This window comes from Carnobacterium sp., from assembly GCF_040274945.1.
In the GTDB taxonomy this organism is placed as follows: Bacteria; Bacillota; Bacilli; order Lactobacillales; family Carnobacteriaceae; genus Carnobacterium_B.
The window spans coordinates 146,863-160,707 of the sequence record NZ_JBEMAR010000001.1 but is presented as its reverse complement, the minus strand read 5'-3'; the positions used below and the strand labels follow the sequence as shown (position 1 = coordinate 160,707).

The 13,845-nt window shown below is 35.5% G+C and carries 10 protein-coding genes; all 10 read left to right on the top strand.

What is annotated here, in order from left to right; all coding sequences use genetic code 11:
• Positions 1–109: 109 nt before the first annotated feature.
• A complete protein-coding gene (gene rpsB, locus ABS916_RS00765) occupies positions 110–898 on the top strand; it encodes a 30S ribosomal protein S2 (RefSeq protein WP_350450106.1) in 789 nt (262 codons plus the stop codon).
• A 154-nt stretch (positions 899–1,052) separates the two neighbouring features.
• Positions 1,053–1,934, top strand: a complete 882-nt coding sequence (gene tsf / locus ABS916_RS00760; RefSeq protein WP_350450105.1) for a translation elongation factor Ts — start codon at positions 1,053–1,055, stop codon at positions 1,932–1,934.
• A 237-nt stretch (positions 1,935–2,171) separates the two neighbouring features.
• The gene (gene pyrH, locus ABS916_RS00755; protein WP_013710712.1) at positions 2,172–2,894 is read left to right on the top strand and encodes a UMP kinase; all 723 of its coding nucleotides are present in this window, start codon (positions 2,172–2,174) and stop codon (positions 2,892–2,894) included.
• A gap of 2 nt (positions 2,895–2,896) precedes the next feature.
• The gene (frr, locus tag ABS916_RS00750; RefSeq protein WP_350450104.1) at positions 2,897–3,454 is read left to right on the top strand and encodes a ribosome recycling factor; all 558 of its coding nucleotides are present in this window, start codon (positions 2,897–2,899) and stop codon (positions 3,452–3,454) included.
• 404 nt (positions 3,455–3,858) lie between these two features.
• On the top strand, positions 3,859–4,665 hold the full coding sequence (gene uppS, locus ABS916_RS00745; RefSeq protein ID WP_502880567.1) for an undecaprenyl pyrophosphate synthase: 807 nt from the start codon (positions 3,859–3,861) through the stop codon (positions 4,663–4,665).
• A 21-nt stretch (positions 4,666–4,686) separates the two neighbouring features.
• Positions 4,687–5,472 (top strand): phosphatidate cytidylyltransferase, encoded by a 786-nt coding sequence (locus ABS916_RS00740; protein WP_350450102.1) that lies wholly within the window; start codon positions 4,687–4,689, stop codon positions 5,470–5,472.
• Between the two features lie 185 nt (positions 5,473–5,657).
• On the top strand, positions 5,658–6,932 hold the full coding sequence (gene rseP, locus ABS916_RS00735) for an RIP metalloprotease RseP (protein WP_350450101.1): 1,275 nt from the start codon (positions 5,658–5,660) through the stop codon (positions 6,930–6,932).
• A 59-nt stretch (positions 6,933–6,991) separates the two neighbouring features.
• Complete coding sequence (locus ABS916_RS00730; RefSeq protein WP_350450100.1) at positions 6,992–8,698, top strand: proline--tRNA ligase; 1,707 nt, start codon at positions 6,992–6,994, stop codon at positions 8,696–8,698.
• Between the two features lie 134 nt (positions 8,699–8,832).
• On the top strand, positions 8,833–13,173 hold the full coding sequence (locus tag ABS916_RS00725) for a PolC-type DNA polymerase III (protein ID WP_350450099.1): 4,341 nt from the start codon (positions 8,833–8,835) through the stop codon (positions 13,171–13,173).
• A gap of 197 nt (positions 13,174–13,370) precedes the next feature.
• Complete coding sequence (gene rimP / locus ABS916_RS00720; protein WP_350450098.1) at positions 13,371–13,844, top strand: ribosome maturation factor RimP; 474 nt, start codon at positions 13,371–13,373, stop codon at positions 13,842–13,844.
• Position 13,845: the final 1 nt, after the last annotated feature.

Below are 13,845 nucleotides of genomic sequence, written 5' to 3'. Positions count from 1 at the left end.
AAAATTATTTCACACTTCAAAGGATGTAAAGGACGGTGCTTGATTAGTCAAGTCTCCTTACAGTTGAATTTGAAGGAGGAAAATAAAAAACCAATGGAGGAAATATATTATGGCAGTAATTTCAATGAAACAATTGCTTGAAGCAGGAGTTCATTTTGGTCACCAAACACGTCGTTGGAACCCTAAAATGAAACGTTACATCTTTACAGAAAGAAACGGTATCTACATCATCGACTTACAAAAAACGGTTAAGTTAGCTGATACAGCATACAACTACATGAAAGAAGTATCTGAAAATGGCGGAATCGCTTTATTCGTTGGTACTAAAAAACAAGCACAAGAAGCTATTAAAGACGAAGCAACTCGTTCTGGACAATACTTTGTAAACCACCGTTGGTTAGGTGGAACATTAACAAACTGGGACACTATCCAAAAACGTATCAAACGTTTGAAAGCTATCAACAAAATGGAAGAAGACGGAACTTTTGATTTACTTCCTAAAAAAGAAGTCGGAATCTTGATCAAACAACGTGACCGTCTTGAAAAATTCTTAGGTGGTATTCAAGATATGCCAAGAATTCCAGATGTAATGTTTGTTGTTGACCCTCGTAAAGAACGTATTGCGATTCAAGAAGCACACAAATTAAACATTCCAGTAGTAGCAATGGTTGATACTAACTGTGATCCAGATGAAATTGATGTTATCATCCCATCAAACGATGACGCTATCCGCGCTGTTAAATTGATTACTTCAAAAATGGCTGATGCTATGATCGAAGGAAACCAAGGTGAAGATGAAGTTGTTGAAGAAACTTTCACAGCAGAAGCACCAGAAGCTTCTGAAACTGCTTCAATTGAAGAAATCGTTGAAGTCGTTGAAGGAAATAACGCTGAATAATAACTAATTAAATTGATATAGGCTGTCTCGAGTAGGGAGAAGTGAGAAGCGACTTTTTGCGAAGCGGCGTCATTTCTTTCATGACGAGACAGCCTTTTTTTATGAAAATTAACTTAAAAAATGACTAATATAACTCACTAGGAGGAAATATAAAATGGCAAAAGTAACAGCTCAACTAGTTAAAAAATTACGTGATATGACAGGCGTTGGAATGATGGACGCTAAAAAAGCATTGGTTGCTGTTGATGGAGACATCGACGCTGCAGTGGATCACTTAAGAGAAACAGGTATGGCAAAAGCAGCTAAAAAAGCTGATCGTATCGCTGCTGAAGGATTAGCTGGCGTATACATTAACGGAAATGTTGGTTCTATTACAGAAATCAACTCTGAAACGGACTTTGTTTCTAAAAATGAACAATTCCAAAAGTTAGTTAAAGATGTAACTGAAGCAATTGCTGAAGGAAATCCTGAAACAGTTGAAGCGGCTCAATCTCTTAAAGCAGGAAATGGTACTGTAGAAACTGAAATATTAGCAGGAGTAACTAAAATCGGTGAAAAAATCGAATTACGTCGTTTTGCACGCGTTGAAAAAACTGATGCAGACGCTTTTGGAGCTTACTCTCACATGGGAGGACGTATTGCTGTATTAGTTGTTCTTGAAGGAACAACTGACGAAGATGTTGCTCGTGATATTGCTATGCATATTGCTGCTATCAACCCTAAATACGTTTCTCGCGACCAAGTTTCTCAAGAAGAAATCGATCACGAAACAAAAATATTGACTGAGCAAGCTTTAAATGAAGGCAAACCAGCTAATATCGTTGAAAAAATGATCCAAGGCCGTTTAAATAAATATTTAGCTGAAATTTCTTTAGTTGACCAACCTTTTGTTAAAGATCCTGATTTAACAGTTGGTAAATATATTGCATCTAAAGGTGCTTCAGTTAAATCATTTATTCGCTTTGAAGTTGGCGAAGGAATTGAAAAACGTGAAGATAACTTTGCTGAAGAAGTTATGAATCAAGTGAATAAATAAATCGATTTTAGTAAAAAAGGAGCGCAACAGTTGCGTTCCTTTTTTACTACAGTTTTTTGTTGACTCATTTGCTTTTGACCGAGCTAGTTAAGAGTGGCCAAACTTGTTCGTTCTGTAAATTTTTGATACATAGTGATTTTACTAAAGGAACCGGTACAAGGTCCATCTTTTAAATGAAGTTTCTGTCAGAGTATGGTAAAATAGTAAAAGTGAACGAGCCAATGGAGGGAAATATAAATGAATGAACCAAAGTACAAACGTGTTGTTTTAAAACTAAGCGGTGAAGCCTTAGCTGGTGATACAGGATTTGGAATAAAACCACCAACAATAAAAGAAATTTGTAAAGAAATTAAAGAAGTAAAAGAATTAGGTGTAGAAATTGCCATCGTTGTTGGAGGCGGAAATATTTGGCGCGGTCAAGTTGGTTCTGAAATGGGCATGGAACGAGCACAAGCAGACTATATGGGAATGCTCGCTACAGTTATGAATGCATTAGCATTGCAAGACTGCCTTGAAAATGAAGGAGTTCCAACTCGTGTGCAAACATCTATTGAAATGCGTCAAATTGCTGAACCGTATATTCGTAGAAAAGCAGTGCGTCATTTAGAAAAAGGACGAGTTGTCATCTTTGCTGGTGGAACTGGAAATCCTTATTTCTCAACAGATACAACATCTGCTTTAAGAGCGGCAGAAATTGATGCTGATGTTATCTTGATGGCTAAGAATAACGTTGATGGTATTTACTCAGCGGATCCTAAACTAGATAAAACAGCTACAAAATTTGAAGAATTAACGCATTTGGAGATCATCAATAAAGGTTTACAAGTGATGGATACAACTGCAAGTTCTTTGAGTATGGACAACAACATTCCATTGGTCGTATTTAATTTAAATGAAACTGGAAATATAAAACGTGTTGCATTAGGTGAAACTATTGGAACAACGGTTAGGGGGAAATAACTATGACAAACGCAATTTTAGAAACAATGAAAGAAAAAATGGTTAAAACAGAAGGTGCTTTACAACGTGAACTAGGAACAATTCGTGCAGGCCGTGCTAATGCAGGACTATTAGACAGAATTAATGTTGTCTATTATGGAGCGCCAACACCTTTAAAACAATTGGCTCAAATTTCAGTACCAGAACCTCGTGTGTTAATGGTTACACCATTTGACAAAACATCTATTTCTGATATTGAAAAATCAATCATGCAAAGTGATCTTGGAATCAGCCCAGCAAATGATGGAAATGTTATTCGCTTGGTCATTCCACAACTAACAGAAGAGCGTCGTAAAGAATTAGCAAAAAAAGTGGGTAAAGAAGCTGAAAATGCTAAAGTTTCTGTTCGTAACATTCGTCGTGAAGCAATTGATGAATTGAAAAAAGCAGAAAAAAATAACGAAATTACTCAAGATGATTTGCGTACTTTTGAAGAAGATATCCAAAAAATTACAAATGATAGTGTTAAAAATATTGATGGTATCGCTGCAGATAAAGAAAAAGAATTATTAGACGTATAATTTTGGAACAAGTAAAAAGCACTACAGACCTTTACGTAAGGTTCTGTAGTGCTTTTATTTATGAAAAGCAGTTTAAATTAAGCTTTTCTTTTATCGTCACCCATTAACAAACTCGTTAACTTGGTTACTATAGCGGAAATAATTAAACCGACTATGAATTTTTTAATTCTTCTGTTCATTTTAGTGTCCTCCTTAAGTAACTAACTGAGTATAATTTATTATAGCATTATTCATTTTTTGAGCCCACTAAAAGGCTCTCATTGCTATCATTTAGTGAATAAATAAGAGGGTGTACGAATTTTATAAAAGAATCCAATGACATAACTATTGCTATTTCTTAAGGATTTACTAAAAAAATTGTTTATTATTAAATTTAATAGGATTTTACCCCCTTTTTTGCTACAATGAGTAATGGTGAATTACGAAGTGGAGGGAAACTCTTGAATTGGTTATTTAAGAAAAGAAATCAAAAAGAAATCACAGCTGTTTCTTTTAATGCTGATGAAAAAATTCCACAACATATTGCTATTATTATGGATGGAAACGGACGTTGGGCTCAAAATAAATTCATGCCTCGAATCGCTGGTCATAAAGAAGGAATGAATACTGTAAAAAAAGTAACCAAAAGAGCAAGTCAAATGGGTGTAAAGGTATTATCGCTTTACGCATTTTCAACTGAAAATTGGAAACGTCCTGATGATGAAGTAAGCTTTTTAATGCAATTACCGGTTGATTTTTTTGACACGTTTGTACCTGAATTAATGGAGCAAAACGTTCAAGTACAAGTTATGGGTTTTATAGAACAACTCCCTAAACATACTCGCAACGCTGTCGAAAAGGCCATAGCAGATACTAAAGAAAATACAGGTATGGTATTAAATTTTGCGCTCAACTATGGAGGACGCAGTGAATTGATTGAAGCTTCTAAAGCTATCGCTGAAAAAGTGAAAGCTGGAGAAATTGAGGTTGAAGATATTACAGAATCTTTATTTGAAGAATCTTTAATGACACATGCGTTAAAGGATTATCAAAATGTTGATTTCATGATTCGCACAAGTGGTGAAGAGCGAATCAGTAATTTTATGTTATGGCAAAATGCATATAGTGAATTTTACTTTTCTCAAGAGCTTTGGCCGGACTTTAATGAACAAGCATTAGAACAAGCTATCGGAGTTTATCAAAAACGACACCGACGTTTTGGGGGATTATAATTAAGTTAGGAGGAAACACAGGTGAAACAACGCATTATAACGGCAATTGTTGCTCTTATTCTTTTTGTTCCAGTCGTTTATATGGGTTCTTGGATTCTAGAATTTGTAGTTGCTGGTCTAGGGATAATTGGATTATTTGAACTATTTAGAATGAAGGGCAATAAGCTCTTTACAATTGAAGGCATTATTTCTATTTTGGCATTATTAGTATTATTATTTCCACATTATGTATCCATGTTTTTGCCAGAGTATATGAACTCACAAGTGATTTTGTATCTCTTTATCTTATTGTTATTAGTTTGTACCGTATTTTCAAAAAACAATTTTACATTTGATGACGTTGCGGTTTCAGTTCTAGGAATAATGTACATAGGGTATGGATTTAGATTCTTGTTGTTAACAAGACATTCAGGGTTAGATTTATTGTTATTTGTTTTATTTGTAGTTTGGGCAACGGATATTGGAGCGTACTTGATTGGTAGAAAATTGGGTAAACACAAACTTGCTCCATCAATCAGTCCTAATAAAACTATTGAAGGTGCTTTGGGTGGAGTAGTTATGGCCCTGATTGTAGGATTTATTTATTTGACTTACTATCCACAAAATTATAATACTGGATGGATGTTAGCTCTAACCGTTGTTCTTTCAGTAGCTGGTCAGCTAGGCGACTTAGTTGAATCTGCATTTAAACGGTATTACAATGTGAAAGATTCTGGTAATTTACTTCCTGGTCATGGCGGTATTTTAGATCGTTTTGACAGCTTGTTGTTCGTCTTGCCAATCCTCTATTTTTCAGGATTGATTTAATCTTTATATGAAATAAGAAAGTAGTTGTCCTTTATTGAGATGGCTACTTTTCTTGTATAGACAATAAATTGATAAGTCGATTGGTTATTACACTCAAATTATGATAGAATTAAACTTGTTTTGTACGCAGTATTAACGATAAAATTAAATTTTAATTTTTAATGAAGTACTAAAGGAGAGAGTATATGATCACTACCATTATTACCTTTATTATAGTGTTTAGTATTTTAGTTATTTTTCACGAATTCGGACATTATTATTTTGCAAAAAAAGCAGGTATTTTAGTTAGAGAATTTGCTATTGGATTTGGACCTAAAATATTTTCTTATCGTAGAGGTGAAACAACGTTTACGATTCGCATCTTACCAGTGGGCGGATATGTTCGTATGGCGGGATATGAAGAAGAAACTGAAATAAAACCAGGTACACCGATTGGCTTAATAGTAAACGATAATAATGAAGTGACATTAATCAATAATTATAAGAAAAAGCAATTATTAGATGCAGTCCCAATGGAAATAAGTGCTATTGATTTAGAAAAAGACTTATTTGTAGAGGGTTACTTAGCTGGTGATGAAACAAACTTGGTCCGCTACCCAGTACTAAGAGATGCCATGATTATAGAAGAAGATGGAACAGAAGTTCAGATCGCTCCGCTTGACGTTCAGTTTCAATCTGCTAGTTTGCCAAAAAGAATGATGACAAACTTTGCAGGTCCAATGAACAATATTATTTTAGCTGTGGTTGCATTTATAGTGCTTGCCTTCATGCAAGGTGGTGTAGTCAGCCAAGAAAATATTTTAGGCACGGTAGTTCCAGATAGCCCGGCAGCGGAAGCTGGCTTAAAAGATGGCGATCGTATCGTTCAGATCGATGATGAAAAAATTACCAGCTGGACTGAAATGGTAGAAATCGTACGAGTGAATCCTGATAAGGAATTGCTATTTCATATCGAGTCAGCTGATGGAACTGAGAAAACAGTACCACTAACACCAGCTGCTAATGAAACGGCTGATGGAACCGAAATAGGACAAATAGGTGTAGAAAATAGTTTGAATACATCATTTTGGGCAAAAATCGGTTTTGGTTTTACTCAAACTTGGTTCTTAATGACTCAATTATTTACTGTGTTAGGTTCGATGTTTACAAAAGGATTCTCAATTGACATGTTTGGTGGTCCAGTTGCTATCTATGCAACGACTGAGACAGTTGTTAGAACAGGATTAATAGGAATAGTCAATTGGTTAGCCGTCTTAAGTGTAAATTTAGGAATTGTAAATTTGTTGCCTATTCCAGGTCTTGACGGTGGGAAACTGATATTAAACATTGTAGAGGGTGTACGAGGCAAACCATTAAGTGAAGAGAAAGAAGGCATTATCACATTGGTTGGTATCGCCTTATTGTTGCTATTGATGGTGTTAGTTACATGGAACGATATCCAAACGTATTTTTTTAATTAAAGAATAACGAAAAAATTGATAGAGATGAATTTAATGTGTCAAAAAGGAGACAGCAAACGATGAAACAATCAAAATTATTTATTCCAACTTTAAGAGATGTACCCAATGAGGCAGAAGTTCTTAGCCATAAAATGTTGTTAAGGGCTGGATACATCAGACAAATATCAAGTGGTGTTTATAGCTACCTGCCATTGGCAACACGTGTATTAGAAAAATTGAAAAATATTATGCGTGAAGAATTTGAAAAAATCAATGCAGTTGAAATGTTGATGCCTTCATTATTGCCACGTGAACTATGGGAAGAATCTGGGCGTTATGAAACATATGGCGAAGACTTGATGACATTACAAGACCGTCATGGACGTGACTATCTTTTAGGTCCTACTCATGAAGAAGCTTTTACAACTTTGATACGTGATGAAATTTCTTCATATAAACGGTTACCACTTTCTTTGTATCAAATTCAAACAAAGTTCCGAGATGAGAAACGTCCTCGTTCTGGTTTGTTAAGAGGAAGAGAATTTATTATGAAAGATGCTTACTCTTTTCATGATAGCTTCGAAAGCTTAGATGCAACTTATCAAGATTTTGAAAAAGCTTATACAAGAATATTTGAACGTTGTGGTCTGGATTTTAGAAGTATTATTGGTGACGCTGGTGCAATGGGAGGCAGCAATTCGAAAGAATTTATGGCTTTATCGGATATCGGCGAAGACACAATCGTTTATTCAGATTCAAGTGATTATTCTGCAAACTTAGAAATGGCTACAAGTTTCCATATGCATAAAAAATCGCTTGAGAATGAAAAAGCTTTAGAAAAAGTTGAAACACCAACTAGCAAAACGATTGCTGAAGTTTCTGAATTTTTGCAAGTAGCACCAGAAAAAATTATGAAGAGTCTATTATTCATTGCAGATGAAAAGCCTGTTTTAGTTATCATCCGAGGCGATCATGAAGTAAATGATGTTAAATTAAAAAACTATCTTGATGCTGCCTTTTTAGAGTTAGCAACCGATGAAGAAACAGTTAACTATCTTGGTGTAAACGCTGGTTCGATTGGCCCAGTTGGCATTAGTGAAGAGGTAAGAGTCCTTGCAGATGTGTATATCCAAGACATGGTCAATGCTGTTGCTGGAGCGAATGAAAATGGCTATCATTACTTGAATGTTAATTTAAATCGTGATTCATCGATTGAAGACTATGTTGATTTACGCTTTGTTCAAGAAGGAGAATTATCGCCTGATGGACAAGGAGTATTGAAATTCACTAAAGGAATCGAGATAGGTCATATCTTCAAATTGGGAACTCGTTATTCAGAATCAATGAATGCTACGGTTTTAGATAATAATGGACGTTCTATACCAGTAGTGATGGGTTGTTACGGGATTGGTGTTAGTCGCTTACTTTCTGCTATTACCGAGCAACAATCGAGTGAGGAAGGTTTGAACTGGCCAAGACACTTAGCACCATATGAATTACATTTGATTCCTGTTAATATGAAAGCTGATGATCAAGTTAGCTTATCAAATGAGCTATATACGTCATTACAAAGTGCTGGTTTTTCAGTTTTATTAGACGATCGTAATGAACGTGTCGGTGTAAAATTCAAAGATTCAGATTTAATCGGAATGCCTATCCGAATTACAGTAGGTAAAAAAGCTCAAGAAAACATTGTTGAATTGAAACTTAGAAAAACTGGAGAAGCTTTAGAAGTACGTACCGAAGAACTAATCGATACATTAAACATTCTCCTAAGTTCTATTTGATCGCACGAAGACATTACTATTAAAGGAGTTCAAACAAGTACGCACATCCACTTGTCTGTACTCCTTTTACAATTGTACTTTGATTGTTCGTTTTGCTTCTTAGTACTACCCTTAGTAAGTGAAAGGAGTTTCTCATGAGTTTAAATCAAGAAGAATTATTTCAAAAATTACTCGAACAAATCGGTTTACAACATGAAGACCGTTACAAAATTCATTTTTCTCAAGCAAAAGTTTTAAAGGTAACGGTTCATAAATTATCCAAATGTTGGAACTTCCATTTGCAATTTCAAGATATTTTGCCATTTGAAGTTTATCAAAATCTTTCTGAAAAAATGCAATTGGCTTTTAATCCAATTGCCAGTGTACAGCTGACGATTGAAACGCTTCAACCAAAAATGACCATTGAAAAGCTTGAACATTATTGGTCATCCGCAGTGAAATTAAGTGCAGTTTCTTCGCCAATCTGTGATAAACCTTTTAGAGAACAATTTCCACTTTTGAATGGGAAAAAGATTCAATTTTATGTTGAAAATGAAGTTGTTAAAGGACATTTAATGAATCAGTATTTGCCACCAGTTGAAGAAGCGTATGTTTCTTTAGGTTTTCCAAGATTTAAAATTGAACCGGTTATTGATGAGGAATCTCATCTGAAGAAAATAGCTGAATTCCAGGCGAAAAAAGAAGAATCGGAAACGTTGTTAGCTATTCGAGCAAATGAGAATATACAAAAAGCAGAGCAAGAAAAGAAACACAATAAAAATCAAGTTCAAGCTCAAAAAGGTCCTATCGTTTTAGGTCGGAAAATTACGGCTAAAGAAGAAGTCAAACAAATGGATCAAATTGTTGAAGAAGAGCGTCGTGTTACAATCGAAGGATATGTTTTTGACGTTGAAGTACGGGTATTACGTTCTGAAAGACAATTACTTATACTAAAAATGACTGACTATACGTCTTCTTTTTCAGTAAAAAAATTCTCTAACTCTCCTGAAGATGAAGCAGCTTTTGCGGCTGTGAAAAAAGGAATGTGGATCCGAGTAAGAGGTAGTGTTCAAGAAGACAACTTTATGCGGGATCTCGTGTTGAATGCTCAAGACATTACGGAATGGGATCATGAGACACGTAAAGATACTGCTTCAGAGGACAATAAACGTGTTGAGTTGCATTTGCATAGCAATATGAGTCAAATGGATGCAACGAATACGGTTACAGATCTAGTGGATCAAGCAGCTAAGTGGGGTCATAAAGCTGTTGCAATAACAGATCACTTTGGTGCACAATCTTTTCCAGATGCTTTCCATGCGGGTCAAAAAAATGGCATTAAAATTCTTTATGGAATTGAAGCGAATATCGTGGATGATGGTGTACCGATTGCCTATAATCCTGAACACATTGAGTTATCAGAAGCCATTTATGTCGTCTTTGACGTGGAGACAACTGGGCTTTCAGCTGTTTATAATAGCATCATTGAGTTGTCAGCAGTTAAAATGCACAAAGGCAATATTATTGAGTCTTTTGAACAATTTATTGATCCCGGTCATCCGTTGTCACAGACAACGATTAATTTAACGGGTATTACGGATGAAATGGTTCAGGGCTCTAAAACTGAAGAAGAAGTCTTAACGTTATTTAAAGAATTTGCGGGCGATCATATACTCGTTGCTCATAATGCTAGTTTTGATATGGGATTTTTAAACACAAGTAACGCTAAATACACTATTCCAGATGCCACAAATCCTGTAATTGATACACTTGAATTGTCGCGTTTTTTACATCCACAATATAAGAGTCATCGGTTAAACACTTTAGCTAAAAAGTACGGAATTAATTTAGAACAACATCACCGTGCTATTTTTGACTCTGAAACGACTGGACAATTGTGCTGGCTTTTTCTAAAAGAGGCTAGAGAAGAACATGAGATGTTTTATCATGATCAATTAAACGAACACATTGGTGAAGGCGATGCTTATAAACGGGCTCGACCATTTCATGCAACCATTATCGCAACTTCTCAAGTTGGGTTAAAAAATCTCTTTAAATTGATTTCTTCATCCATGGTCAATTATTTCTTCCGGACGGCACGATTGCCACGCTCTGAACTGAATAAGCTTAGAGAAGGATTGATCATTGGTACAGCTTGCAGTCAAGGAGAAGTTTTTGAAGCCATGATGCAAAAAGGATACGATGAAGCAAAAAATAAAGCGAAATTTTATGATTATATTGAGGTCATGCCAAAAGAAGTTTATGCACCTTTAATCGAACAAGAGTTGGTTACAAATGAATCAGATTTAGAAGAAATTATTCGCAATCTTGTTAAAATAGGCGGAGAGTTAGATATTCCGGTAGTTGCAACGGGAAATGTACATTATTTAAACCCGGAAGACAGTATTTATCGTAAAATTTTGATCAATTCTCAAGGTGGAGCGAATGCGTTGAATCGGGCAGAATTACCAGAAGTTCATTTTAGAACAACAACTGAAATGTTAGAAACTTTTTCCTTTTTAGGAAAAGAAACAGCACAACAAATTGTTGTTGAAAATACGAATAAGATTGCTGATATGGTGGAAGATGATATTACACCGGTCAAAACGGATCTATACACGCCAAAAATTGAAGGTTCAGAAGATGAAATACGTCAATTGAGTTACGATGAAGCGTATAGATTATATGGCAATCCTTTACCAGAAATCATTGAAAAAAGGATTGAAAAAGAACTGAACAGTATTATAGGAAATGGGTTCTCGGTTATCTATTTGATCTCACAAAAATTGGTTCATAAGAGTATGTCAGATGGTTATCTAGTTGGTTCAAGGGGATCAGTTGGTTCTAGTTTTGTTGCAACAATGACCGGGATCACAGAAGTTAACCCAATGCCGCCACACTATACTTGCCCAAGTTGTCAGTTTTCTGAGTTCTTTACAGATGGTTCTGTTGGTTCGGGGTATGATCTGCCGGATAAAAACTGTCCGAAATGTGAAGCACGTCTGCACAAAGATGGACACGATATTCCATTCGAAACGTTCCTGGGTTTTTATGGGGACAAAGTACCAGATATTGACTTGAATTTCTCAGGTGACTATCAAGCAAAAGCACATAATTACACGAAAGAACTCTTCGGTGAAGAATATGTATTCCGTGCTGGAACGATTGGTACTGTTGCAGACAGAACAGCGTTTGGTTATGTAAAAGGATACGAACGTGACAACAATTTGACCTTACGTGCTGCAGAAATTGATCGATTGGCAAAAGGATCAACTGGAGTCAAACGGACGACTGGTCAACATCCAGGCGGAATTATTGTTATACCCGACTATATGGATGTATATGATTTTACTCCTATACAATTTCCAGCAGATGCTCAAGATTCAGAATGGAAAACAACCCATTTTGATTTCCATTCTATCCATGACAATGTATTAAAACTAGATATCTTGGGTCATGATGATCCAACCGTTATTAGAATGTTGCAAGATTTATCTGGGATTGATCCTAAAACCATTCCGACTGATGACCCAGAAGTTATGAAGATTTTTGGTGGGACTGACGTTCTTGGCGTAACACCAGAACAGATCCAATCAAAAACGGGTACATTAGGTATACCAGAATTTGGTACACGTTTTGTAAGAGGGATGCTAGAAGAGACCATGCCAACAACTTTTGCTGAGTTGCTTCAAATATCCGGATTATCGCATGGAACAGATGTATGGTTAGGAAATGCGGAAGAATTGATTCGTATGAATAATATTCCTTTGTCAGAAGTAATTGGTTGTCGTGATGATATCATGGTTTATCTTATTCACAATGGGTTAGAAGATGGGATAGCCTTCAATATCATGGAGTCAGTTCGTAAAGGAAAAGGCATCCCTGATGATTGGCAAAAAGCTATGCGAGATCAAAAAATACCTGAATGGTATATTGAATCTTGTTTGAAAATCAAGTATATGTTCCCTAAAGCCCATGCTGCGGCATATGTTTTAATGGCTTTGCGAGTAGCCTACTATAAAGTACACTTTCCAATCCTTTATTATGCGGCTTACTTCTCTGTACGTGCCGATGATTTTGATTTAGTCGCTATGGCAAAAGGAAAAGAGAGCTTAAAATTAAAGATGAAAGAAATCACGGATAAAGGATTAGATGCTTCAACCAAAGAAAAAAATACACTGACCGTTTTAGAATTGTGTAATGAGATGGTTGAACGTGGATTTGACTTTAAAATGGTAGATCTAGAAAAATCGGATCCTACTAATTTTGTTATTGAAGGCAATTCACTCATCGCGCCATTTAGAGCTGTACCGAGTTTAGGAGCCAATGTAGCCAAACAAATTAAAGAAGCCAGAAATGATAAACCGTTCCTTTCTAAAGAAGATTTAGCTAAAAGAGGGAAAGTTTCTAAAACTGTTATTGAGTTTTTAAATGAAAATGGTGTCTTAAAAGGATTACCAGATGAAAATCAATTATCCTTATTTGATCTCTTTTAAGAACTCAACTGGTTTAGAGCAGAAAGGTTTTTAAAGTCAAAGACAACTGGAAAGACTTATTTGATGGTGTTTTGTTGCTTATTACCTGAATTTATGGTACTATTTATTTGGATTTAGATATTCTGTTGAGAGTGAGCGGTGACGCTCACTCTTTTTCGGCAGTAAGTTAGAAAACTAACTATAAGGAGGCGAAAAAGTTGAGTAATGTGGTAGAAACAGTAACTGAAATCGTGCAACCTATTGTTGAAAGAAATCAGTTTGAATTAGAAGACATTGAATTTATAAAAGAAGGCAAAAACTGGTTCTTGAGAGTTTATATTGATAAGCCAGAAGGTATTGATTTAGAGGATTGTGCATTGGTTAGCGAACAAATTAGCGAACACATGGATAAAATCGATCCGGATCCAATACCACAAGCATACTTCTTAGAGGTTTCATCTCCTGGAGCTGAAAGACCACTAAAAAAAGAAGAAGATTATGTTAATGCAGTAGGGGAATACATCCATATTTCTTTATACGAACCTGTAGATGACGAAAAAATTTATGAAGGCACATTAAAAGAAGTAAACAATGAAACGTTGACATTGACTATTCGCGTTAAAACTAGAGTGAAAGATATCGAATTCAGTCGAAAAACAATTGCGAAAGCTAGAAGAGCGATTCAATTTTAAA

Coding starts and splice junctions, on each gene's coding strand:
- rpsB (WP_350450106.1), top strand. CDS start 110: ATGGCAGTAATTTCAATGAAACAATTGCTTGAAGCAGGAGTTCATTTT.
- tsf (WP_350450105.1), top strand. CDS start 1,053: ATGGCAAAAGTAACAGCTCAACTAGTTAAAAAATTACGTGATATGACA.
- pyrH (WP_013710712.1), top strand. CDS start 2,172: ATGAATGAACCAAAGTACAAACGTGTTGTTTTAAAACTAAGCGGTGAA.
- frr (WP_350450104.1), top strand. CDS start 2,897: ATGACAAACGCAATTTTAGAAACAATGAAAGAAAAAATGGTTAAAACA.
- uppS (WP_502880567.1), top strand. CDS start 3,859: ATGAGTAATGGTGAATTACGAAGTGGAGGGAAACTCTTGAATTGGTTA.
- rseP (WP_350450101.1), top strand. CDS start 5,658: ATGATCACTACCATTATTACCTTTATTATAGTGTTTAGTATTTTAGTT.
- ABS916_RS00730 (WP_350450100.1), top strand. CDS start 6,992: ATGAAACAATCAAAATTATTTATTCCAACTTTAAGAGATGTACCCAAT.
- ABS916_RS00725 (WP_350450099.1), top strand. CDS start 8,833: ATGAGTTTAAATCAAGAAGAATTATTTCAAAAATTACTCGAACAAATC.